The sequence below is a fragment of the Dactylosporangium sp. NPDC051541 genome (assembly GCF_044454505.1).
Classification (GTDB): domain Bacteria; phylum Actinomycetota; class Actinomycetes; order Mycobacteriales; family Micromonosporaceae; genus Dactylosporangium.
Window position 1 is genome coordinate 1,231,269 of sequence record NZ_JBITDU010000002.1, and the last position, 21,854, is coordinate 1,253,122.

Annotated in this window: 20 protein-coding genes; 9 read left to right on the forward strand and 11 right to left on the reverse strand. The window is 72.2% G+C overall.

What is annotated here, in order from left to right:
• Nucleotides 1-194: 194 nt before the first annotated feature.
• Nucleotides 195-1,361 (forward strand): TetR/AcrR family transcriptional regulator, encoded by a 1,167-nt coding sequence (locus ACIA8L_RS13220; RefSeq protein ID WP_395903811.1) that lies wholly within the window; start codon nucleotides 195-197, stop codon nucleotides 1,359-1,361.
• 30 nt (nucleotides 1,362-1,391) lie between these two features.
• Nucleotides 1,392-2,555, forward strand: coding sequence for a TetR/AcrR family transcriptional regulator (locus tag ACIA8L_RS13225; RefSeq protein WP_395903813.1), 1,164 nt, complete (start codon nucleotides 1,392-1,394; stop codon nucleotides 2,553-2,555).
• Between the two features lie 144 nt (nucleotides 2,556-2,699).
• On the opposite strand, the gene ACIA8L_RS13230 is transcribed toward ACIA8L_RS13225, so the two are convergent.
• The gene (locus ACIA8L_RS13230; RefSeq protein ID WP_395904217.1) at nucleotides 2,700-3,908 is read right to left on the reverse strand and encodes an oxygenase MpaB family protein; all 1,209 of its coding nucleotides are present in this window, start codon (nucleotides 3,906-3,908) and stop codon (nucleotides 2,700-2,702) included.
• Between the two features lie 175 nt (nucleotides 3,909-4,083).
• Between ACIA8L_RS13230 and ACIA8L_RS13235 the strand changes: the two genes are divergently transcribed.
• Complete coding sequence (locus ACIA8L_RS13235) at nucleotides 4,084-4,509, forward strand: hypothetical protein (protein ID WP_395903815.1); 426 nt, start codon at nucleotides 4,084-4,086, stop codon at nucleotides 4,507-4,509.
• A gap of 25 nt (nucleotides 4,510-4,534) precedes the next feature.
• On the opposite strand, the gene ACIA8L_RS13240 is transcribed toward ACIA8L_RS13235, so the two are convergent.
• A complete protein-coding gene (locus ACIA8L_RS13240; protein ID WP_395903817.1) occupies nucleotides 4,535-5,836 on the reverse strand; it encodes a sulfatase-like hydrolase/transferase in 1,302 nt (433 codons plus the stop codon).
• A gap of 33 nt (nucleotides 5,837-5,869) precedes the next feature.
• On the opposite strand from ACIA8L_RS13240, the gene ACIA8L_RS13245 reads away from it, so the two are divergent.
• The gene (locus ACIA8L_RS13245) at nucleotides 5,870-7,240 is read left to right on the forward strand and encodes a TrpB-like pyridoxal phosphate-dependent enzyme (protein WP_395903819.1); all 1,371 of its coding nucleotides are present in this window, start codon (nucleotides 5,870-5,872) and stop codon (nucleotides 7,238-7,240) included.
• 11 nt (nucleotides 7,241-7,251) lie between these two features.
• Here the strand turns inward: ACIA8L_RS13245 and ACIA8L_RS13250 are convergent, their stop codons facing one another.
• The 5 genes from ACIA8L_RS13250 to ACIA8L_RS13270 form a co-directional block, all read right to left on the reverse strand.
• Nucleotides 7,252-8,583: a helix-turn-helix domain-containing protein gene (locus ACIA8L_RS13250; protein WP_395903821.1), complete on the reverse strand. Its 1,332-nt coding sequence runs from the start codon at nucleotides 8,581-8,583 to the stop codon at nucleotides 7,252-7,254.
• Between the two features lie 313 nt (nucleotides 8,584-8,896).
• Nucleotides 8,897-10,525, reverse strand: coding sequence for an amylo-alpha-1,6-glucosidase (locus tag ACIA8L_RS13255; RefSeq protein WP_395903823.1), 1,629 nt, complete (start codon nucleotides 10,523-10,525; stop codon nucleotides 8,897-8,899).
• The gene (locus ACIA8L_RS13260; protein ID WP_395903825.1) at nucleotides 10,522-11,319 is read right to left on the reverse strand and encodes a carbohydrate ABC transporter permease; all 798 of its coding nucleotides are present in this window, start codon (nucleotides 11,317-11,319) and stop codon (nucleotides 10,522-10,524) included. Before ACIA8L_RS13260 ends, ACIA8L_RS13255 begins: the two co-directional genes overlap by 4 nt.
• Nucleotides 11,316-12,188, reverse strand: coding sequence for a carbohydrate ABC transporter permease (locus tag ACIA8L_RS13265; protein ID WP_395903826.1), 873 nt, complete (start codon nucleotides 12,186-12,188; stop codon nucleotides 11,316-11,318). Before ACIA8L_RS13265 ends, ACIA8L_RS13260 begins: the two co-directional genes overlap by 4 nt.
• A complete protein-coding gene (locus tag ACIA8L_RS13270) occupies nucleotides 12,185-13,366 on the reverse strand; it encodes an extracellular solute-binding protein (RefSeq protein WP_395903828.1) in 1,182 nt (393 codons plus the stop codon). Before ACIA8L_RS13270 ends, ACIA8L_RS13265 begins: the two co-directional genes overlap by 4 nt.
• A 155-nt stretch (nucleotides 13,367-13,521) precedes the next feature.
• Between ACIA8L_RS13270 and ACIA8L_RS13275 the strand changes: the two genes are divergently transcribed.
• Entirely contained in the window at nucleotides 13,522-14,532 is a 1,011-nt protein-coding gene (locus ACIA8L_RS13275; protein WP_395903830.1) for a LacI family DNA-binding transcriptional regulator, read from the forward strand.
• Between the two features lie 262 nt (nucleotides 14,533-14,794).
• Here the strand turns inward: ACIA8L_RS13275 and ACIA8L_RS13280 are convergent, their stop codons facing one another.
• A complete protein-coding gene (locus ACIA8L_RS13280; RefSeq protein WP_395903831.1) occupies nucleotides 14,795-15,826 on the reverse strand; it encodes a fatty acid desaturase family protein in 1,032 nt (343 codons plus the stop codon).
• 110 nt (nucleotides 15,827-15,936) lie between these two features.
• Here ACIA8L_RS13280 and ACIA8L_RS13285 point away from each other — a divergent pair, with 110 nt between their 5' ends.
• Together ACIA8L_RS13285 and ACIA8L_RS13290 are read left to right on the forward strand one after the other, a co-directional pair.
• The gene (locus ACIA8L_RS13285) at nucleotides 15,937-17,238 is read left to right on the forward strand and encodes a sensor histidine kinase (protein WP_395903833.1); all 1,302 of its coding nucleotides are present in this window, start codon (nucleotides 15,937-15,939) and stop codon (nucleotides 17,236-17,238) included.
• On the forward strand, nucleotides 17,190-17,825 hold the full coding sequence (locus ACIA8L_RS13290) for a response regulator (protein ID WP_395903836.1): 636 nt from the start codon (nucleotides 17,190-17,192) through the stop codon (nucleotides 17,823-17,825). The genes ACIA8L_RS13285 and ACIA8L_RS13290 overlap by 49 nt, the downstream gene beginning before the upstream one ends.
• 48 nt (nucleotides 17,826-17,873) lie before the next feature.
• Here the strand turns inward: ACIA8L_RS13290 and ACIA8L_RS13295 are convergent, their stop codons facing one another.
• The gene (locus ACIA8L_RS13295) at nucleotides 17,874-18,077 is read right to left on the reverse strand and encodes a cold-shock protein (RefSeq protein WP_395903838.1); all 204 of its coding nucleotides are present in this window, start codon (nucleotides 18,075-18,077) and stop codon (nucleotides 17,874-17,876) included.
• A 615-nt stretch (nucleotides 18,078-18,692) separates the two neighbouring features.
• On the opposite strand from ACIA8L_RS13295, the gene ACIA8L_RS13300 reads away from it, so the two are divergent.
• Nucleotides 18,693-19,595, forward strand: a complete 903-nt coding sequence (locus ACIA8L_RS13300) for a nitroreductase (RefSeq protein WP_395903840.1) — start codon at nucleotides 18,693-18,695, stop codon at nucleotides 19,593-19,595.
• 169 nt (nucleotides 19,596-19,764) lie between these two features.
• Here the strand turns inward: ACIA8L_RS13300 and ACIA8L_RS13305 are convergent, their stop codons facing one another.
• Nucleotides 19,765-19,941: a hypothetical protein gene (locus tag ACIA8L_RS13305; protein WP_395903841.1), complete on the reverse strand. Its 177-nt coding sequence runs from the start codon at nucleotides 19,939-19,941 to the stop codon at nucleotides 19,765-19,767.
• A 114-nt stretch (nucleotides 19,942-20,055) separates the two neighbouring features.
• Nucleotides 20,056-21,087, reverse strand: a complete 1,032-nt coding sequence (locus ACIA8L_RS13310; RefSeq protein ID WP_395903843.1) for an NAD-dependent epimerase/dehydratase family protein — start codon at nucleotides 21,085-21,087, stop codon at nucleotides 20,056-20,058.
• Nucleotides 21,088-21,200: 113 nt separating this feature from the next.
• On the opposite strand from ACIA8L_RS13310, the gene ACIA8L_RS13315 reads away from it, so the two are divergent.
• Nucleotides 21,201-21,854, forward strand: a complete 654-nt coding sequence (locus tag ACIA8L_RS13315; protein WP_395903845.1) for a glycosyltransferase family 2 protein — start codon at nucleotides 21,201-21,203, stop codon at nucleotides 21,852-21,854.

The following is a 21,854-nucleotide window of genomic DNA, read 5'->3' on the forward strand; positions in this document are numbered from 1 at the left end:
CTCACTGCTGCGTTCCAACCCGTTCCTTCAGCGGCACCACGCCGGGAACCACACGTGTCGCCTGCACGACAGCCGCGGCCGGGCGCGCCGGTATCGGCGGCAATGCGAATCGCGCCTAACTTTCTCGAAGTTCGCGCCAACCTGTCAACGCGCCCGGACACTGTGCGGGTGCGAGCTGGGGCTAACCTGGACGGGTGCGACCAGCAGGCTCCGGCTCGACGGCGACCAAGCGTCCGAAAGACCGCAAAGACCGCATCGCGCTGGTCGGTGCCGAGCTGTTCTGCGAGCGCGGCTACCACGGCGTGTCGGTCGACGAGATCGCGGCGGTCGTCGGCATCAGCGGACCGGCGGTCTACCGGCACTTCGAGAACAAGTACGCGATCCTCGTGCACGCCACCCGCGACGTCGTCGGTGCCCTGCTCGCCGCCAGCGCCGAGGCGCCGGACCTGGACGGGCTGCTCCGCGCGCTCGCCGCGGTCGCCGTGAGCCGGCGTCGCGTCGCCGGGCTCTACCAGTGGGAGCACCGCTACCTCACGCCCGAGCACCGCCAGGAGTTCCGCGCAGGCCTCGACACCATCGTCGCCCGCCTCACCGCCCCGCTGCGCGCCCGGCGGCCCCGGCTGGCCGCGGCACCGGCGCGGCTGCTGGCCAACGCGGCACTGAGCGCCCTCGGCAGCGTGACCACCCACCGGGCGGCGGCGGCCGACACCGAGGACCTGCTGACCCGGGTCGCCTGGACCCTCCTGCGGGCCGATCCGCCGAAGCTGCCGGTCAAGCCGCCCGCCGAGCCGGCCGCACCGCCCGTCCGCCCGTCGTCGCGCCGGGAGCTGCTGCTCATCGAGGCGATCCGGCTCTTCCACCGGCAGGGCTACCACGCGGTCGGCGTCGAGGACATCGGGCGGGCCGCCGGGATCCAGGCCTCCAGCGTGTACCGCTACTTCCCGAGCAAGGCCGACCTGCTCGCGGCCGCCTACTACCGCGCCACCGACCGGCTCCTCGGCGCGACGAGCACGGCCCTGGCCGAGGCGGCCGACCCGGCCGACGCCCTGGGCCGGGTCGTGCGCGCCTACACCGCGTTCGCGTTCGGCCAGAGCGACCTCGTCGCCGTCTACCTCGCCGAGAACAACAACCTGCCCGACGAGGACCGCCACCAGCTGCGCGGGGCCCAGCGCCAGCACGTCGAGGAGTGGGTCGGGCTGCTCGGCACGGTGCGGCCCGAGCTGGCGACGGCCGACGCCCGCATCCTCGTCCACGCCGCCCTCAACGTCATCACCGACGTCGGCCGGCTCGGCCGCTATGACCGCACGTCCGGGTTCGAGGCCCAGACGGCCCGCCTGGCGCTCGCGGTCCTGCACGCCTGAGCCGGGGCGCGGCGGCGGTAGTGTGATCGGGTGAGCACCGGCTCGGCCGCGGCGACCCGGCCGCACAACCGCAGGCAGATCATCGTCGAGGCGGCCGGCCAGGTGTTCAGCGCGCGGGGCTACCACGCCGCGTCGATGGAGGAGATCGCGGCCGGGGTCGGCATCAGCGCACCCGCCCTCTACCGGCACTTCCCCAACAAGTACGCGCTGTTCGCCGAGTGCGCCAACGGCATGGTCGACGAGCTCGTCGAGACCCTCGACGAGCGGCCCGCCGGCGCGGCGCTGCCCGACGTGCTGGCCGCGCTGATCCGGGTCACGGTCTCCCATCGGACCTCCGGCGGCCTGTACCGTTGGGAGGCCCGCTACCTCGAACGCGCCGACCGCCGCGTGCTGCGGGCCAAGTTCGCGCACGTCGTCGCGCGGGTCACCGAGCTCGTGCGGCACGCCTACCCGCGGCCCGAGGAGCGGCTGCGGGCCGTGGCCGCCCTCGGCGCGATCGGCTCCATCACGATGCACCACACGTCGATCGCCCAGCGCCGGATCGAGGAGCTGCTGCTCGCCTCTGCCCTGCGGGTGGCCGCCACCGACCCGACGACTGCCCCGCCCGGCCCGCACCCGGTCGATTTGCCGGCCCCGCCCGTGCCACGCACGCGGCGGGCCGAGATCCTGGCCGCGGCCATCCCGCTGTTCGCCCGCGAGGGCTTCGCCAACGTGACCAACGCCCAGATCGCGCAGGCGGTCGGGCTGGCACCGTCGGCGATCTACCGCCACTACCCCGGCAAGGTCGACATCCTGGTGGCCGCGTGCCTGCAGGCGGCCGGGCTGCTGACCCAGGCCGTCGAGCGCAGCCTGGAGCGGGCCACCGACCCCAGGCAGGCCGTGGCCGCCCTCGCCGCCGCGTACGTCGGCTACTGCTTCGAGCACAACGCGCTCACCAGCGTCGCCGAGGCCGAGATCGCCGGCCTGCCCCCGGATGTGCAGCGGCCGCTGATCGTCGCCCAGCGCGAGCACATCGCCGTGTGGGAGCAGCAGCTGCGCACGGTCCGGCCCGAGCTCGACCCGCGCCAGGCCCGGCTGCTGGTGCACGCCGGGTTCGGAGTCGTGGTGGAGGCCGGGCGGGCCCTGCGCTGGCAGGACGCGCCCGGCCGCCGCGACCTGGTGACCGCGCTGGTCACCGCGGCCCTGGCCGTGTAACGGACTTCAGGGATGAATCGCTCGTCGCTCCGAATATCCCTGTGAATACCCCGTCAGGCGATAAATCCGATATGTCGAGCGAAGCGCGGCGCGCAGCGCCCGACATATCGGCCCGCGGCTATGCATGAAGGCGGCTGTGCGCGGCTACGCGCCGGGGCGGTTGCCGGTCGGGATGGTGATCGGGGTGTAGGTCGTCGACGTGCCGTTGTTGAGGAACGCCATTGCGACGGCCCGCACCAGCTTGTCAATCGTGCTGAAGCCGGCCGGGACGATCGGCGAGAGGCCCTCCTGGAACGCGACGTACGCGGGCCAGCCGACCTCGATCAGCGTCCGGGCCACGAGGTCCCGGGGCAGCCGCAGCCAGTCGCCGATCCGGTCGCTGAGCACGTAGCGCACGAACTCGCGCTGGATGCCCAGGGTGAGCCCGAGGTCGACCTGCGACACGAGGCCGAGCAGGATCTTGGCCAGCTCGATGCCCTCGGGTGTCGGGGCGAGCAGCGGGGTGAGCACGTAGTTGGACTGCTCGTCGGCGGCGGCCCAGGTCGCCGGGATGAAGTCGTCGCGCACGCCCAGCAGGTGCAGCGCGACCTGCCACTGGTGGAGATAGGCGGTCTCCTCCGCGGCCGTCATGCGGATGCCCCACGCCTTGAGCTTGCGGTGCACGAAGGTGCCGAGGCTGTGGAACGTGATCAGGATGTCGCCGTTGCTGATCGGGATCGGATTGTCGGTGACCGCGCGCCATGCTGGCGATTGCGGGAGCAGGTGCCGTACCGCCGCATGGGTCAGCCGTGTCTTGTTCGACGTGGTGATGAAGTGCCCCGTCGGCAGGAACGCGTCCGGCGCGCTCAGGTCGTAGCCGTAGGTGAACGTCTTGGCCGCCCGCGACTTCATGTCGGCGCCGCCGGCCGAGTAGTAGACGTTGCGGGCCTCGCGGGGGATGACGGTGCTCATGATCCCGCTGCCGAGGCCGTAGAGCAGGAACAGGTACAGGCTGACCCGCTTGTTGAACTTGGCCGCGTTGGCCAGCTTGGTCGAGTCGGCCCAGGACGGGAGCCGGTTGTACTGGTTCAGGTAGGTGACGAGCTCGGTGGGCAGCCCGGCCGGCAGCGCGTCACCGTTGTCGAACCACGACCCGAAGGCGGTGTTGACGCCCGGGATCTGGCCGTTGTCGAGCAGCGCGGCGACGAGCGGGTCGGTGGCGTCGTCCCACACGTCCCACGGGTCGGTGACCGTGTCGGTCCCGGCGAGAGAGCCCGCGGACGACCACGCCCAGGCCGCGGTGGACGGGGCGGCACCCACCAGGCCCAGCGCGGCGCCGAGGGTCAGCGCCCGCCTTCTGCTGAGATTCTGCATTCGCACGCCTACTTCCCGGTCGCCCGGACATCGCCATGAACACTGGGGTGTAGTGGCGATTCGAGCACGTCTTCAACTGTCCGGGCATGTGATTTTCCATTAACATAGAGGAGTCTCACTCCCGCGGCAAGAGGTACTCGCCGTTGCGGCCGGGGCGCGCCGGTACCCTCACCGGGTGACCATCAACGACGATCCGGCCGCCGGGCCGGACGACGACCCGGCCCTGCTCGCGGCGCTGCTCGCCGAGCCCGACCGGCTCAAGGCGGAGGCGGAGCTGACGTCCCTTGTGGACCGCCGCGCCGCCGGACCGGAGTCGGCGGCGGCGCTCACCGCCTGGGCGCGGCCACTCCTGGACGCGGTCGGCACCGACGGGTTCATCGCGCGGCGGGTGCAGGAGTGGAGCCTGTTCAAGGCGCTGCAGTCCGGCGCACCGGTGGACCGTGAAGCGCTGGGCGCGGCGTCCAACTGGCTGCAGCACAAGGTGCTCGAGGAGGCCGACTCGGCCGCGGTCGTGGCGGCGCTGGGCGAGGTCGGCCGCACCAAACGGGTCCGCAACCTCGCCAAGACCCGCGCGGGCCGCCTCCGCTCCCCGGGCCGGTAGCCCGCGCGGCGAAGGCGGCTCGCGTTCACGGGCAGGCTCGGCCGGTACACCTCCGGCTCGTGGCAAGGACGGCGGACAGCGCGTCGGTCTTCGGGCCGCCGGTCCGCATGAGATTTGTCAATTGCCACGGGTCCCGGGCCAGGTCGTAATACTCGCGGTCGGCGACGGCGCCACTGTCGTCGTAGATTTCGGTGTACCGGTAGCGGCCCGGCACGACCGTCGAGGCCCACGGCGGGATGCCGGCGCCGTTGGCCGGGTCGCGCCAATACTCGGTCAGCAGCGACGTGCGATCGTCGGGGGCGAGCAGATCGCGGCCGTCCACCACATAGTGCGCAGTCAGGCCGGCCGCGGCCAGCACGGTCGGCGCGATGTCCAGGTTCGCCGCCAGCCGCGGGTCGCTGCCGGCGCGAATCCTCCCTGGCCAGGAGACGATCAGGGGCACCCGCTCCGCCTGCAGATACGGCATGAACTTCTCCGGCAGGCCGTGCTCGCCCCACAGTTTGCCGTTGTCGGACATGAGGATCACCAGGGTGTTGTCCAGCTCGCCGCGCTCGGCCAGGCGGCGCCGGATCGCCTCGATGGTGTCGTCGACGGAGCGCAGGGTGCGCAGCTGGGCCTGGCGCTCGAGGGCGCCGTCCCGCTCGCTGTGGTTGAACCGCCGCACGTAGGCGGGCTTGTCGCTGCGGTCGGTCTCGCGGGTGGCCGGGTCGCCGGCCCACGGGTACTGCAGGTTCGCGTACTTCGGCTCGGGGACCTGCGGGGCGTGCGGGGCGGTGAAGCCGGCGTAGATGAACCACGGCTTCGCGTCGTCGCGCTCATAACGGTCGATGTAGTCGTTGATCTGTGCGCCCATGAACGTCGTCGAGTACGGCGCGCGGGTCGCCACCCCGTCGACGACGAAGTCCGCGTTCACGTAGCCGCCGCCGGTCAGCGCCGCGTTGTCGAAGTACGGCGGGCGCTCGGCGATGTCCCAGGCGTTGAAGAGCTTGCCGACGGCGGCGGTGCGGTAGCCGGCCCCGTGCAGCTCGTGCTCCAGGCTGCGGGTGTGGTCGAACCGGTCGATCGCGGACTGCTGGGTGACGCCGGTGTTGTGCGCGTACCGGCCGGACAGGATCGAGGCCCGGCTCGGGCAGCAGCTCGGGGTGCTCACCATGGCGTTGGGGTAGGTCATGCCGTGGTCGCGCAGCCAGCGCAGCGTCTTCGGCATCGCCGACGTCTGCCCGGTCCGGGCGTCGTCCAGCAGCAACAGCAACACGTTCGGGTGAGGCGGGGCGGTGTGCTCGAGCGGCATCAGCAGCGTCACGAGCAGCAGGGCGACTTTCCACACGGTGGCAAATTTATCCGGTTTTAGAATGTTTAGATGCGCAACGACGCGATCACCAAGATCCTGCTCTCCGAGTCGGAGATGCCCCGCCGCTGGTACAACCTCGTCCCCGACCTGCCCACCCCGCCGCCGCCGGTGCTGCACCCGGGCACGTTGCAGCCGGTCGGACCCGAAGACCTGGCACCCCTGTTCCCGATGGCGCTCGTCGAGCAGGAGGTGACTTCGCAGCGGTACGTCGACATCCCCGACGAGGTCCTCGACGTCTACCGGCTGTGGCGGCCGTCGCCGCTGTTCCGCGCGCACCGCCTCGAACGGGCACTGGGCACCCCGGCCCGCATCTACTACAAGTACGAGGGCGTCTCCCCCGCCGGCTCGCACAAGCCGAACACGGCCGTCCCGCAGGCCTACTACAACGCCGCGGCCGGCATCCGCCGGCTGACGACAGAGACAGGAGCAGGCCAATGGGGTACTGCCCTGGCGTTCGCCTGCGCCCAGTTCGACCTCGAGTGCGAGATCTGGCAGGTGCGGGCCTCATACGACCAGAAGCCCTACCGCAAACTCATGATCGAGACGTTCGGCGGCCTGATCCACCCCTCCCCGTCCGAGCTCACCGCGGCCGGCCGGGCCATCCTCGCCGAGCACCCGGACTCCCCCGGCTCCCTCGGCATCGCCATCAGCGAGGCGGTCGAGGTCGCGGCCCAGCACGCCGACACGAACTACGCCCTCGGCAGCGTCCTCAACCACGTGCTGCTGCACCAGACCATCATCGGCGAGGAGGCCCTCCTGCAGCTGGCGAAGGTCGACGCGAAGCCGGACGTCATCGTCGGCTGCACCGGCGGCGGCTCCAACTTCGCCGGCCTGGCCTTCCCGTTCCTGCGCGAGAAGCTGGCCGGCACGATGAACCCGACCATCCGCGCCGTCGAGCCGGCCGCCTGCCCGTCCCTGACCAGGGGCGTGTACGCCTACGACTTCGGCGACACCGCCGGCATGACCCCGCTCATGAAGATGCACACACTCGGCCACGACTTCATCCCCGACCCGATCCACGCCGGCGGCCTGCGCTACCACGGCATGAGCCCGCTCATCAGCCACGTCTACGAACTGGGCCTGATCGAAGCGGTCGCCAAGACCCAGCGCGAATGCTTCGACGCCGGCGTCCGCTTCGCCCGCACCGAAGGCATCGTCCCGGCCCCCGAACCCACCCACGCCCTGGCCGCCTGCATCGAGGAAGCGCTACGCTGCCGCGAGACCGGCGAGGCGAAGGTCATCCTGACCGCCCTGTGCGGCCACGGCCACCTGGACCTCCCCGCCTACGGCCGCTACCTGGCCGGCGACATGGACGACCGCGAACTCTCCGAGGACGCCCTCACCGCCGCCACCGCCACCCTCCCGAAGGTCCCGGCCTGACGGCTCTCCGCTTACGCCGCGCCGACCCGGTGGGCGAAGTCGCGCAGACCCGGCAGCCCGTTCCGGGTCTGCGCGGCCAGAAGTTGCCGGGTCAGCTGCTGCGCCCACGGCCGATAGCGGACCTCCTGCGGGGTGTCGCGCTCGGCCGCGAGCAGTGCCGCGAACGCCTGCTCGGCCCGGCCCCGGCCGTGCAGCGCCAATGCCGTGTCCTGCCAGTATCGAGCCCGGCGCTCCGGTGCGGTGATCCGGGCCGGGTCGATCCGGCGGGCGTAGTCCACGGCGCTGCCGTAGTCGCCGAGGACACGGGCCACGCTGATCCGGTAGACGTCCACGTCGACGGTGCTCAGCCCACCCGGGTTCGCGGACCCGGCCCGGCGGGTGGCGTCATCGGCCGCACCGAGCAGCGTCCAGGCGGTGTCGCGGTCGTCGCGCATCGCCGCGGTGTACGCGGCGACCGCGAGCAGCTCACCGTATCGGGCGACCTGCACCGGCCGGGCCAGGCCGGTGTCGGCCTCCAGCTGCTGCGCGGCGCGCAGGACGAGGCGCTGGGCTCCGTCGCGTTGCCCACGGCGGCGCAGCACGGTCGCGGTGAGCCGGGCGGCCTCGGCACTGACCACGGGATCGGTGCCGGATCGGGCCGCCTGCACGGCGCGGTCGGCGGTCGCCCACGCCATGCCGTCGTCGTGCAGCTTGAGCATCAGCCGGGCGGCGACACCGTATGCCTGCGCCAGCTGCGTCGCGGCCCGCCCCGCGGAGCCCGGCGTCGTGGCCGCCCGGGTGGCTTCCGCCCGCGCCAGCAGGCCGGGCACGCGCCGCGCGAGCTGCGCGTAGCGGCAGGCCCGGAAGTCAGCCCCGGCCGCGGCCACCTGCGCGGCCAGCTGCTCCGCCGGCAACGGCGCCGCGGCCACCCGACCGAAGATCACATCCTCGACCGTCCCCGGCGCGTCCGCCGCGGCCGCACCCTCGGGCAGCGCCGCGGCCGCGGTAAGCCCGACCGCGCCCGCGATCAGGTTGCGTCTGCGCATCCAGTCACCACCACTGTCGTCCGTCGCTCCGTCCACCCTAGTGGTGCCGCCGCCCGCGGGTGGATGCGGCGCGACGAGACCGAGCAGATCGGGTGGCAGGCGGTAGATCTCGGCCAGCCGCCGGAGCTCGGCGACCGTCCAGGCGCGGCGACGGCCGGTCTCCCATCGCGATATGGTCGCGGCTGAGCAGCCGACCAGCCGACCCACCTCTTCCAGGGTGAGCCCGGCCGCGGTCCGAGCGGTGCGTAGCAGCCGACCGACGTCCCGGCTCGTGGCCGCGATGGCGGGCAGCGCCGTCCAGGGATGTTCAGGAATCATCCTCACCGCCTCGGCGGAAGCCTGCTTCGATGATGGCCGATGGTTACGGATCGCGCAAACGGTTTGCACATTGTGTAGTCGCATCTGCCAACGACGATGGCGGCGCAGTTGTACTGATGCGGCATCGGGCCGCACGAGGCGGACCCGCACGGCCGGCGAGGAGCGGCGACCATGAAGCCGACGACACCCGGAGTCCCCGGCAGCGTTGCCGGAACCGCTGATGGCAGGTGGAAGATCTGGTTGGCACGACGCCGCTGATCGGGAACGGGTACGGCGCCGTGCCGCAGAAGCGGCGGTACTCCTCCGTGGACGGTCAGCGCCGGCGGCGCTGGATGTGTGCGGCGGCGAGGATCAGGTATGCGCTCGCCGTCCAGGTGTAGGCGCGGTCGCGCAGGCCCGCGCCGGTGCGGGCGTCGAAGTTCTCGGCGAAGCCGGAGCGCTCGCACAGGGCCCGGAACCGGGCGCTGACCTCGTCGGCCAGCTCGGCGTGCCCGGCCCGGCGCAGGCCGTCCTCGATGAGCACGGTCGACGGTGCCCAGATCGGGCCGCGCCAATAGCCGTCGGCCTCGTAGTGCGTCGAGTCCGGGCGTTCGGTGGCCAGGCCGTGCTCGGTGAGGTGCGCGCGGATCCGCGCGGCCAGGATGTCGCTGACGGCGGCCGGCAGTTCCTCGCCGAGGACGATGGGCATCAGGAACAGGAGGCTGTGGGTACTCCACGTGCCGCCCGTCGAAGGACTGCGGGCGACGAACCGTTCGCCGTCCCACAGCCGCTCCAGCAGCGCCGCGCGGAGCCGGTCGGCGCGCTCGGCCCAGCCCAGTTCGCGCAGTTGCAGGATGAGGAATGCGGCGAGGTCGGGGGCCTGCACCACCCGGCCGGCGTCGAAGAGCGTCGCGTTGTCCCAGCCGCTGTCGTTGCCGTGCTGGTAGTGCGGCAGCTCCTCGCCGGGGGCACGGCGGGCGGTCAGCCAGAACTCGGTCCACCGGGCCAGCCGGTCGTAGGTCTCGGGGTCCCGGGGGCCGCCGAGGCGGGCCAGGGCCCAGCCGTGGATGGGCGGCTTGACGAAGTTGTAGAGCACCTCGGAGTGGGTGATCGAGTCCGGCAACGCGCCGGAGTCGGCCTGGTGGTCGAAGACCAGCCCGATCTGGTCCCGGGCCAGTTCGGGGTCACCGGCGGCCAGGGCGAGGGCGTTGAAGCAGTGGTCCCAGCTCCACACCTTGTCCATCCAGTGCTTCGACATGAGCACGGCCGGGCGAGTGACGAACCCGGCCGGGGCGACGGTCGCCGACCACAGGACGTAGGCGGCGAGCTCGGCCGCCGGTGTGCTCGCGTCCCGCCACGGCGCGACCGCGTCGGCGAACGCGGTGAACCGCTCGTGTGCGGCCTTGACCGCCTCGTCGAAGCCCAGCGCCGGGCGGTAGGGCGGGCGCTCGCCGGCGTACTCCTCGACGGCGATCTCCCAGGGCCCGGCGCCGAGGACCACGCCGCGATCCGCGGTGCCGAGTGCCTCCGCGCCGCGCACGTCCGCGTCGCCGCCAAGCACCGTGACGCGGTACCGGCGGCCGGTACCGTAGTCGGTGAACACGTGGGCGCCGTCGACCGGGTCGCGGTACAGGTAGGTGCCGCTGAACGGGGTGAGCGTCGGCGCCGCCGCCAGCACCGCCAGCCCGAGTCCGGCCCCGCGCAGCCGGACGGTGTCGGGGGTCTCGTAGGTCAGCTCGATCCGGCCGGTCCCCTGCGCCCACACCAGCCGGGCCGGGGTCGCGGTGACGGCCGCCCGGGGCGCCGACGGCACCAGCCGCAAGACGGCGTGCAGGCCGGTCTGGTGGGAGACCAGGTGCAGGTCGTCGGCGACTTCGCCCTCGGCGATGACCGGTGAGATGCCGAACCAGGAGCCGGGGTGGCTGAACGGGATGTCGTGGATCGCGAACAAAGACGGGCTCATTCCTTGACGGCGCCCGCGGTGACGCCGGTGGCGACGAACCGCTGGGCGGCGACGAGCAGGACGGTGGCGGGGATGGACGCCACGACCGCGGTGGCCATGATGGCGTTCCACTCCTGGTTGTTGTTGCCGATGTACCGGTAGATGCCGAGCGTGATCGGGCGCAGCGCCCCGCCGCCGTCGAGCGTGCTGGCGAACACGAAGTCCGACCACGCCCACAGGAACGCGAACAGTGACACGGTGACGACGGCGTTGCGGCTGACCGGCAGCACGATCGCGGTGAACGTCCGCAGCGGGCCGGCCCCGTCGACCTTCGCGGCCTGCAGCAGCTCGTCGGGGAGGCCGGCCATGAACGCGGTGAACACGAGCACCGCGAACGGCACGGCGATCGTCGAGTCGGCCAGGATCAGGCCGGGCCAGGAGTTCAGGACGCCGAGGTTGAGGTAGATGGCGTAGAAACCCATCGCCATGATGATACCGGGGATCATCTGGGCGATCAGGAACGCGAAGCTCAGCAGGCCACCGCCGCGCGGGCGCAGTTTCGCGAGGGAGTAGCCGGCCGGGGCGGCGAGCAGGACGGTGAGCGCGACGGTGCCGAGGCCGACGAGCAGGCTGGTGCCGAGGTACGGCAGCTGCTGGCTCAGGACCGCGCGGTACCCCTCCAGCGTCGGGTCAACCGGAAACAGGTTCGTCCGGCGCAGGTCCCGGTCGCGCGTGAGCGAGACGTTGAGCATCCAGTAGACGGGGAACAGCATGATGGCGGTGAGCAGGACACCGATGACGGTTTTGATCCTCATGTGGCCGCGGTCCGGATGTAGATGAGGCCGGCGACCAGGGCCAGGACGATGAGCAGGTTGCCGACGGCGGCGCCCGGGCCGAACTCGGGCAGCAGGTTGCCGAAGCCGAGGCGGTAGGACCAGGTGGCCAGGGTCGTCGAGGCGCCGTTCGGGCCGCCCTTGGTCATGATCCAGATGATGTCGAAGACCTTCAGCGTGTACACCAGACCCAGCAGCAGCGTGATGAGCGAGACGGGCCGCAGGAGTGGGAACGTGATGCGCCAGAACTGCTGCCGGCTCGACGCGCCGTCCAGGGCGGCCGCTTCGTAGAGGTGGTCCGGGATCGCCTGCAGGCCGCTGTAGAGCACGACGAGGTTGAACGGGATGCCGATCCAGATGTTGGCGATGGTGACCGACGCGAGGGCCCAGTCCGGCGAGGTGAGCCAGTTGACCGGGTCGATCCCGAGGTGGCCCAGGAACGCGTTGACGATGCCGGAGTCGCTGTTGAGCATCCACGACCAGGTCGACGCCGACACGATCAGCGGGAGCAGCCAGGGCACCAGGAACAGCGCGCGCAGGGTGGCGGCCAGCGGGAAGTACCGGTTGAAGAACACGGCCAGGGCCAGGCCGATCGCGAACTGGGCGGCCAGCGAGGCGGCCGTGAAGATCAGGGTGTGGGCCAGCGCGGGCCAGAACGTCGGGTCGCCGACCACGGTGCGGTAGTTGTCCAGGCCGCTGAACGGCGCGTCGCCCCGCACGAACGAGCGGACCGTGTAGTGGCGCAGGCTGAGATCGAGATTGCGGTACAGCGGGTAGGCGTAGAACGCGCCGAGGTAGACGACGACCGGCGCGAGGAACGCCCACCCACTGACCTTGGACCGCACCGTCACTTGGCGCCGCTCAGCGCGGCCTGCACCGACGTCCACAGCTGCTGGGAGATCTTCGGGTACTTCGTGCCGAGGTTGTCGCTCGTGCGGCCCTTGGCCGCTTTGACCGCCTCGACCCACACCTTGAGTTCAGGGTTCGCGGCCACCTGCTTGTCCCGCACCGCCGCCGTCGGCGCGATGTAGGACAGCGTGGTGACGGTGGTGAGCGAGTTGTCGGTGTTCGTCAGGCACTCGACGAGCTTCTTCGTCGTCGGGTACCGGCCGCTGTCCCGCTGCACCGGCACGCTCACGAACTCGCCGCCCGTCGGCGCGGGCGCGGTCCCGCCGGCCTTCGCCGGGATGGGGATGATGCCGTAGTCGAAGCCGGCCTTCTTGGCGTTCGCCAGCTGCCAGGTGCCGTTCTCCGCGAACGCGTAGTCGCCGGTGGCGAACTCCTGCCAGCTCGTGGTCTGCGTGTTGCCGATGACCGAGTTCGGCGCGTAGCCGCTGCGCAGCCAGTCGGTCCACAGCTGCCGCGCGGCGAGGCCGGCGGGCGAGTCGATCTCGGTGAGGTTCGCGCCCGCGCCCCAGAACCAGGGCAGGAACTGAAAGCTGCCTTCTTCGGTACCGATGGCAGAGAACGTGATGCCCTTCTTGCCGGCGGCCTTCACCTTGCCCAGCGCGGCCGTCAGCGACGCCCAGTCCTTGACGGTGGCGATGTCGACGCCCGCGGCGGTCAGGACGGCCTTGTTGTAGTAGAGGGCCAGGGTGTTCGCGCCGATCGGGATGCCGTAGGACTTGCCGCCGGTCTGCCCGGCCGCGATCAGGTTCTTGTCGATCGCGGAGGTGTCCAGTCCGGTGTCGTCGGTGGTGGTCAGCACGCCGGCCTCGGCGAGGGTCGACACGACGGGGTTGTCGACGATGAGCACGTCGGGCGAGTCCGTTTGCTGGGCGGCGAGCAGGGCCTTGTTCGTGAGGTCGCTGGTGTCGTAGCCGGTCCGCTTGACGGTGACGCCGGCGTCGGTGCCGCACTTGCCGATCAGCTTGACCCAGGCGGACGAGTCGTCGTACTGCGGATACGGGTCCCAGATCGTGTAGGTGCCACCGGCGGCGCCGGTCGTGTCGCCGCCGCCGGTGGAGCAGGCGGCGAGACCGCTGAGCAGGGTGAGCGCTAACAAGGACGCACGCAGGGAAGTGCGCATGGGGTGCCCCTCACGGCAGTCGGGGTGTGGCGAACCGATTCGCGAATCGATTCGCGGAGACGATAGGCGCATCGCCACACGGCGGTCAAGACCCCTTTTGACACCGCTCGAGCGTCGACCTAGATTGGTGGCGAACCGATTCGCTGGAGGTGCGCGTGAACATCGGCGAGATCGCCAAGCGGGCGGGCGTGTCGCGCAGCACCGTGTCCTACGTGCTCAGCGGCAAGCGCACCGTCTCCGAGGAGCTGCGCCGGCGCATCCTCACCGTGATCGAGGAGCTCGACTACCGTCCCAACGCCGCCGCCCGCGCGCTCAAGGAGGGCCGGACCCGCACGCTGGGCCTGGTCATCCCGCCCGCTCGCCAGCGCCTGACCGACATGCAGCTCAGCTTCGTCGCCAGCGTCGTGGAGGCCGCGGCCGGCGCCGACCTCGACGTGCTGCTCTCCCCCTCCGGCGGCGACCACGATCGCTCCTTCGAGCGGATCGTCACCGGCCGCCGCGTCGACGGCGTCATCCTTATGGAGATCCGGCTCGAGGACGACCGCGTCACCCGCCTGCGCCAGAGCGGCCTGCCCTTCGTCACCATCGGCCACCCCGCCGACGCCGGCGACGTCTGGTGGATCGACGTCGACTACACCACCCTCATCACCCGCTGCGTGCACCACCTCGCCGACCTCGGCCACCGGCACATCGCCTTCGTCAACCGCTCCGCCGAGCTCGTCGCCGCCGGCTACGGCCCCGGCCACCGCGCGCTCGCCGGCTTCGCCGCCGGGGTCGCCGAGCGCGGCCTGACCGGCGTCGACGTCTGCTGCCCCGACGACGCCGCCGGCGGCGAGGACTGCCTCGAGCGGCTGCTCGCCGAGCACCCCGAGGTGACCGGCCTCGTCACCATCAACGAGGCCGCCCTGCCCGGCGTCCAGCGCGCACTGGAACGGGCCGGCCTGAGCGTGCCCCGCGACTTCTCGATCGCCGGGGTCGCCGGGCGGCACTGGGCCGAGGACTTCCGCCCGCCGCTGACCGCCGCCGACGTGCCGGCCCTGGAGATGGGCGGCGAGGCCGTCCGGCTGCTGCAGGAGCGCATCGCCGGCCCCGACGCGCCGGCCCGGCACATCCTGCACGCACCGCCGATCTCCCTGCGCGGCAGCACCGGGCCCAACCGGGCCTGAGCCCGCCACTCGTCAGCCCCTACTCGTCAGCTTTTACTCGTCCACGGGCACGGCGCTGAAGAACTGGCGGCCGCCCTGGAGGTGGCGGGCGAAGCGCAGGCCCGCGTCGGCGAGGGCGGCGTGCAGATCGGCCCGGCTCAGGCGGCGCACGGACCCGCGCTGCTCCCACCGGGCGTCGTCGAGGCGGTGATCTCGGACATCGGCCCAGCATCGCACGTGCAGGTGGCCAGGTGGCCGGCCACCTGGCTACCGGGCTGTCGGGCTACCGGGCGGCGTGTTCCGCGCGCGCCGGGGCCCCCACCTCGTGCAGGTACCGCAGCGCCTGCCGGTAGGAGGCGATGAGGCCGGCCTCCTCGTAGGGCACCCCGACGGACGCGCAGTAGGCCTGCACGATCGGCTGGGCCCGGCGGAGGTTGGGCGTCGGCATGCCGGGGAAGAGGTGGTGCTCGATCTGGTAGTTGAGGCCGCCGAGGGCCGCGTCGGTCAGCCGGTTGCCGCGGACGTTGCGGGAGGTGAGCACCTGCTTGCGCAGGAAGTCCTCGTCGCCGACCGGGTGCGGCATGCCCTTGTGGTTCGGCGCGAACGTCATGCCCAGATATACGCCGAACAGCGCCTGATGCACGACGAGGAACGCGACGGCCTGCAACGGGGACAGCACGACGAACAGCGCCGTGAGGTAGGCCGCGGCGTGCAGCACCAGCAGCCCGCTCTCCAGAGCGCGGCGCTTCACCACGCCGTTGCGCAGCGCCTTGATGCTGGAGACCTTCAGGTCGATGGCCAGCAGGGTCAGCAGCGGGAAGAACAGGCCGGCCTGGTGCCGGGTGATGAAACCGGCCAGCCCGCGCCGGCCGACGGCCGACTCGGTCGCCCAGATGAGCACCTCGGGGGCGACGTCGGGGTCGAGGTCATCGTGATTGGGGTTGTTGTGGTGGCGGGTGTGCTTGTCCATCCACCAGCCGTAGCTCATGCCGATGCCCAGGTTGCCCGCCACCAGCCCGGCGATCTCGCTGGGCCGCTTGGTGCGGAACACCTGGCGGTGCGCCAGGTCGTGGGCCAGGAGCGCGACCTGGGCAAACGTGATGGCCAGGAGCGCGGCGGTGAACATCTGCCACCAGGAGGAGCCGATCAGGACGAACGCGGTCCAGCCACCGAGCAGCATCAGCGCGACGACGCTCATCCGGGCGACGTAGTAGGCGGGCCGGCGCTCCATCAGCCCTTCCTGATTGATCCGTCGGGCCAGGGCGGCGAAGTCACTACCGGTCGGCGACCGCAGCGGCGCCATCGTGATCGTCATACCTCCAGTACACCCTGTGCCGGGCGATTCGTCAGGAGCGCCAGGATCCCCGCCGTGGGGGTGCTAGCACCACCGGTGAGCCCCCGGAGGAGGCTGGCAGAATGGGAGGCGTGAGCGGGACCGGCAGCCTGGTGGGCCGATGGGCCGGCCGGGGCACGCGGGGCGCCCTGTCCGGCCTGGCAGCGATCGGTCTGGCCTTTACCAACCTGCCGCTGCTGGTCATCTCTATCGTCGCGCTGGCGCTCAGCCCGGTGCCCTTCCTGGGCCTCGCGCTCACCCCCTGGGTGATGAGCCTGGTGCGGATGCGCGCCGACCTGGAGCGGCGGCGGGCGTCCAGGACCGGTGTGCTGGTGACCCGCCCGTATCATCCGGAGCCGGAGCGGGCGCTGCCCGGCGGCTGGCAGCGCTTCCGGTGGACAGTGACCGATCCGGCCACCTGGCGCGACCTCGCCTGGCTGCTCCCGGGGGCGGTGGTGGGGTGCGGGCTCGGGGCGATCGGTGTGCTCCTGCCGCTGTACGGCATCGTCGGACTGACCCTGACGCCGCTGTGGATCTGGCTCGGGACCGGCTGGTACGGCTACGGCGTGATCTGGTCGGCCGAGTCGATCGGCACCGGCCTGCTCTGCCTGCCGCAGGGCGCGGTCATCCTCGCCGCGGGCCTGTCCCTGGCACCCTGGCTGCGCCGGGTCGACGCCCATTTCGCGCACCTGTTCCTCGCCCCGACGAAGACCGCCGAACTGAAGCTGCGCATCACCCAGCTGACCGTGACCCGGGCCGACTCGGTGGACGCCCAGGCGGCGGAGCTGCGCCGGATCGAACGGGACCTGCACGACGGCGTGCAGGCCCGCCTGGTGTCGTTGAGCATGGTGATCGGCCTGGCCGACGAGCTGCTCGACCGCAATCCGGCCGGCGCCCGCAAGATGCTCGCCGAGGCCCGGGAGTCCACCGGGGCGGCCCTGGTCGAGCTGCGGCACCTGGTCCGCGGCATCCATCCGCCCGTGCTGGCCGAGCGCGGACTCGCCGGGGCGGTGCGCGCGCTGGTGATCGGGCTGCCGGTCCAGATCACGGTCGAGGTCGACCTGCCGGGCCGGCCGGACACGCCGGTCGAGTCCGCGGCCTACTTCGCCGTCGCCGAGACGTTGACGAATCTGGTCCGGCACAGCCGCGCCCGCCACGGGTCGGTGACCCTGCGGCACGCCGGCGGGGTCCTGACCATCGTCGTCACCGACGACGGCATCGGCGGCGCCGACCCGTCCGGGGGGTCCGGGCTGCGCGGCATCGAGCGCCGGCTGGCCGCGTTCGACGGCACCGTGGCGTTGTCGAGTCCACCGTCGGGACCTACCGTCATCACCATGGAGCTGCCGTGCGCGTTGTCATCGCCGAAGACCATACCCTCCTCCGGGACGGTCTGACCCGGCTGCTGGAGGCGTTCGACTTCGAGGTCGTCGCGACCGTCGACAACGGACCGGATCTGCTGCCCGCCCTCGTGGAGCACCGCCCGGACGTCGCCGTCATCGATGTCCGGCTGCCACCGACGTTCACCGACGAGGGGCTGCAGGCGGCGATCGCGGCCCGGACGGAGATACCGGGGCTGCCGACGCTGATGCTCTCCCAGCACGTGGAGCCGCTCTACGCCCGGGAACTGCTCGCCTCACCGCACGGCGGCGTCGGCTACCTGCTGAAGGACCGGGTGTCCGACATCGGCGAGTTCATCAACGCGGTGCAGCGCGTCGCCGCCGGCGGCACGGCCATGGACGCCGAGGTCATCACCCAGCTGCTCGCCCGCCGGGAGCCGCTGGCGGTGCTCACCGCCCGGGAGCGCGGCGTGCTCGGCGAGATGGCCGAGGGCCGCTCCAACTCCGCGATCGCGGCCAAGCTCGGGATCACCGAGAAGGCCGTGAGCAAGCACATCAACAGCATCCTCGCCAAGCTCGACCTGCCGCCCTCCGACGACGACAACCGGCGGGTCCGCGCCGTGCTCACCTATCTCAACGCGTGAACGACTCTCAACGCGTGAACGACGAAATCACGAGCACGCGGCGCGGCTCTACAGAACGCGGATGTTGGCGGCCTGCGCACCCTTGGCGCCCTGCGTGATGTCAAACTCGACGCGCTGGTTCTCGTCGAGGCTGCGAAAGCCGTTCGACGTGATCGCCGTGAAGTGGGCGAACAGGTCGGCGCCGCCGCCGTCGGGCGTGATGAATCCGAAACCCTTGTCAGCGTTGAACCACTTCACGGTACCGGTCGTCATGTCACTCCTTGAAAGTCGGAATCCGAGCTCAGCATGAATGGCCCGGCGTCGCATCGTGCCGCTCGACCCGGAGATCGGCCCCAGAAAAAAACACCTGGGGGTCAGATACCCACCAGGTGCTGGATGCGTATACGGTGCGCGCGACTGCGACTCGGTGACCGTAACACGTTTCAGCGGCACCCTCCGTGCCAACACGCCGGACCGGGCGGCATGACGAATCGAGCGGCCGGGCGGATTCGGAGTAGCATCCGCGGAACGCTTCGAGATCGAGGAGCGACCGGACGGCCTGCGATTGACGACCGTGCCCCGTCCGGGCCCGAACGACGCTCGGCGCTGAACGAGTCGCACGTGATGCCGGTGGCGCCCGGTCACGGCGCGCGGGGTCCGGCGTTTCCTGAGGTATCGGCGGGTAAACGCGACGGCCGTCACAGGGGTCTGCGCTCAACGGGCGTAGGCTCACCCGGCGGCCCGTTGTGATGCGGCCGCATGTGGCCGGGGCGACTACTCCTTCTCGCCTGCACCCGCCGATTCGCGGCGGCGCTTCGGAGGTCTGCCCAGATGCCGGTCATACAGTTCAAGCCCAGACCCGATCGTCGGCACGATTCGACGGGCCCGGTGACCGCGCAGCCGGGCGGGGTCGGACCGGCCGGTGCGACGATCCACCCGATCGCCGCCCGGGCCGTGGTCCACGCGCTCACCGCCGCGGCCAACACGGCCGGGTTCGCACCGTCGATACCGGACAGCCAGCCGTGGCGGTGGCGGCTGACCGGCAACACCCTCGCCTTGCACCTCGACCGCACGGACATCGATCACGCGGTCGATGCCGACGGGCGGCTGGCGATCATCAGTTGCGGGGCCGCCCTCCACCACGCCCGGATCGCGCTGGCGGCGGCGGGTTGGCAGTTCACGATGGACCGCCGGCCGGACCCGGCCGACCCGGACCGGCTCGCGTCACTGCGGCTCGTGGAGCGCCGGCCGGCCGAGCCGGCGGATGCCCCACTCATGAGCAGTATCCCGATGCGCCGCACCGACCGGACGACGGTGGACGGCGCCCCGATCGTGGCCGCCCAGCTCAAGGCCATCACCTCGGCGGTGCGGGGCGAGGAGACGTCGCTCCACGTGCTCTACCCGGACGAGGTTCTCGACCTGGCCCGGGCCGCCTCGGGTGGCCGGCCCTTCCCGTCCGGGGCGGTGGACCGTTCGAACGGCGCTGGGCCGTCCGTCTCCGCCCACGGCCGCGGTGCGACGTTCGCGCTGTTGTACGGCCATACCGACGAGCCGGAGGACTGGCTGCGCGCGGGCGAGGCGCTGTCGGCCGGCTGGCTGACCGCGACCACGGCCGGCGTCTCCGTCCTGCCGCTGAGCGCGGCCGTCGAGGTGGTCGCCACGCGGCAGGCCGTGCAGATCATGATCGGTTGCGTCGGCTACCCGTATCTGCTGCTGCGCCTCGGCCGCGCCGCCATGTCACCGACCGGCCCCCGCCGCGCGCCGGTCGTCCAGGTCATCGATCGACGCTGACGTTGTCCCCGATCCGGGGCCGTCGCCCGGGGCAAGGGCCGAGCCACCGCCGTCCGGCGGACGTGATCGCCGGATCAGGACGCGGGCACCTCACCGGCTCGGCGTCGAACAGAGTCCGCCGCCAGGCCGAGAGCAGAGCCACCGCCGGCCGGCGGACGTGATCGCCGGATCAGGACGGGGACACGTCACCGGGCTGGACGTCGAACGGGGTCCGCAGCCGGCTCAGGGCCGCCTCGCTGTCGTCCGGCGCGGGCAGCGCCGGCGGCGGCGCCGCGGCCTCGGCGGCCGCGAGAAAGAGCGATCCGTGCGGTCCGGAAGCGTGCGGAGACGCTGTCTCACTGGTCATGTCAGCTCCAATGCAGGCCAGGGGGTCCGGCGCCGCCTGCACACAGCCTACGCCCCGCATCCCCGGCGCCGCCCGCCCCGGTCGCTGTTCGACCCACCGGCCCGCGGAGCTGAACTATCGCAGTGCCGCCGTGGCGAAGCCGCGGATGCCCTCGGCCGGGGCGATCGCCGCGGCGAAGCCGAGCTCGCGGCGGGCCCGGTCCGGTGAGGCGACGACGTGGCGCACGTCGCCGGCGCGGAACTGGCCGGTGACGACCGGCTCGGGCCCGAACATCGCCGCCGACAGCACCGACGCCATCCGCCCGACCGTGGTGGGAACGCCGGAGCAGATGTTGTACACCCGGAATCCCGCGCCGGCCCCGGTCGCCCGCACGGCGGCGACGTTGGCCGCGGCCACGTCGGCGACGTGCACGAAGTCGCGGCGCTGGCGGCCGTCCTCGTAGACCCGCGGCGCCCGGCCGGCCTCGAGGGCGGAGCGGAAGATGGCGGCGACACCGCTGTACGGCGTGTCGCGGGGCATCCCCGGGCCGTAGACGTTGTGATACCGCAGCGCCACCACCGACCCGCCGCTCGCGCCCGCCCACGCCGCCGCGAGGTGCTCCTGGGCCGCCTTCGTCGCCGCGTACACGCTGCGCGGCCGCAGCGGCGCGTCCTCGTCGACCTCGCCCGGTGTGAGCACGGCGGCGCAGGCCGGGCAGCGGGCCTCGAACCGCCCGCCGGTGAGGTCGGCGGCGGTGCGCTCGGCCGGTGCGACCAAGCCGTGGTCGGGGCACGTGTAGGCGCCCTCGCCGTAGACCACCATGGAGCTGGCGAGGACCAGCCGGTGCGTCCCGGCCCGGGCCATCCCGGCGAGCAGGACCGCGGTGCCGAGGTCGTTGCAGCCGACGTACTCCGGCAGGTCCCCGAGGTCGACGCCCATCCCGACGACGGCCGCCTGGTGCACGACCACGTCCACGCCCGCGAGCGCGGCCGCGACCGTGGCCGCGTCCCGCACGTCCCCGCGCCGCACCCCCTCCGGCAGGGCGCCGGCCCGGTGCGCCATGGGGTGCATGGAGTCGAGGCCGACGATGTCGTGCCCGGCGGCGCGGAGGGCGGCGGTGACGTGCCCGCCGATGAACCCGGCCGCGCCGGTGACGAGAATGCGCATGCCGGTCACGCTAGGGCCGCCGGACCCGCGCGACCGGCCGCGTTCGCGGTTCGTAATAGTGCGAAAGCACTTCGTAAGACCCCTGCGCCCGGTTCGTCCGTAGCGTCCCCACCGTGCCCGATGTGATCCTGCCCTGCCTCGACGAGGCCGCCGCCCTGCCGTGGGTGCTGTCCCGGATGCCGTGCGGCTTCCACCCGATCGTCGCCGACAACGGCTCGCGCGACGGCTCCCCCGCGATCGCCGCCGCGTTCGGCGCCACGGTCGTGCCCGCCGCCCCGCGCGGGTTCGGTGCCGCCGCGCACGCCGGCCTGGCCGCGGCCACCGCCGACGTCGTGTGCTTCATGGACGCCGACGGCTCTTTCGATCCGCGCCAGCTGCCGCGGGTCGCGACCGCCATCGCCGCGGGCAGCCACGACCTGGTGCTCGGCCGCCGCCGCCCGACGGAACGCGGCGCCTGGCCGCTGCACGCGCGGGCCGGCAACGCGGTGGTGTCCTGGCGCCTGCGCCGCACCACGGGCATGCTCGTGCACGACCTCGGCCCGATGCGGGCCGCGCGCCGGGAAGCGCTGCTGGAGCTGGGGCTGACCGACCGCCGCTTCGGCTACCCCCTGGAGATGATGGTCCGCGCGGCCGCGGCCGGCTGGCGCATCGGCGAGGTCGACGTCGACTACGCGCCGCGCACCGCGGGCGGGCGCTCGAAGGTCACCGGCACGGTCCGCGGCACCCTGCGCGCCGTGCGCGACATGAGCCGGGTGCTGGCGTCATGA

What these genes read in the sequence shown, in the direction of transcription:
- ACIA8L_RS13250 (WP_395903821.1), bottom strand. Translation starts at nt 8,583, where the DNA reads ATGATTCCTGAACATCCCTGGACGGCGCTGCCCGCCATCGCGGCCACG.
- ACIA8L_RS13310 (WP_395903843.1), bottom strand. Translation starts at nt 21,087, where the DNA reads ATGCGCATTCTCGTCACCGGCGCGGCCGGGTTCATCGGCGGGCACGTC.
- ACIA8L_RS13305 (WP_395903841.1), bottom strand. Translation starts at nt 19,941, where the DNA reads ATGACCAGTGAGACAGCGTCTCCGCACGCTTCCGGACCGCACGGATCG.
- ACIA8L_RS13260 (WP_395903825.1), bottom strand. Translation starts at nt 11,319, where the DNA reads ATGAGGATCAAAACCGTCATCGGTGTCCTGCTCACCGCCATCATGCTG.
- ACIA8L_RS13245 (WP_395903819.1), top strand. Translation starts at nt 5,870, where the DNA reads ATGCGCAACGACGCGATCACCAAGATCCTGCTCTCCGAGTCGGAGATG.
- ACIA8L_RS13270 (WP_395903828.1), bottom strand. Translation starts at nt 13,366, where the DNA reads ATGCGCACTTCCCTGCGTGCGTCCTTGTTAGCGCTCACCCTGCTCAGC.
- ACIA8L_RS13230 (WP_395904217.1), bottom strand. Translation starts at nt 3,908, where the DNA reads ATGCAGAATCTCAGCAGAAGGCGGGCGCTGACCCTCGGCGCCGCGCTG.
- ACIA8L_RS13255 (WP_395903823.1), bottom strand. Translation starts at nt 10,525, where the DNA reads ATGAGCCCGTCTTTGTTCGCGATCCACGACATCCCGTTCAGCCACCCC.
- ACIA8L_RS13295 (WP_395903838.1), bottom strand. Translation starts at nt 18,077, where the DNA reads ATGACGACCGGTACCGTGAAGTGGTTCAACGCTGACAAGGGTTTCGGA.
- ACIA8L_RS13280 (WP_395903831.1), bottom strand. Translation starts at nt 15,826, where the DNA reads ATGACGATCACGATGGCGCCGCTGCGGTCGCCGACCGGTAGTGACTTC.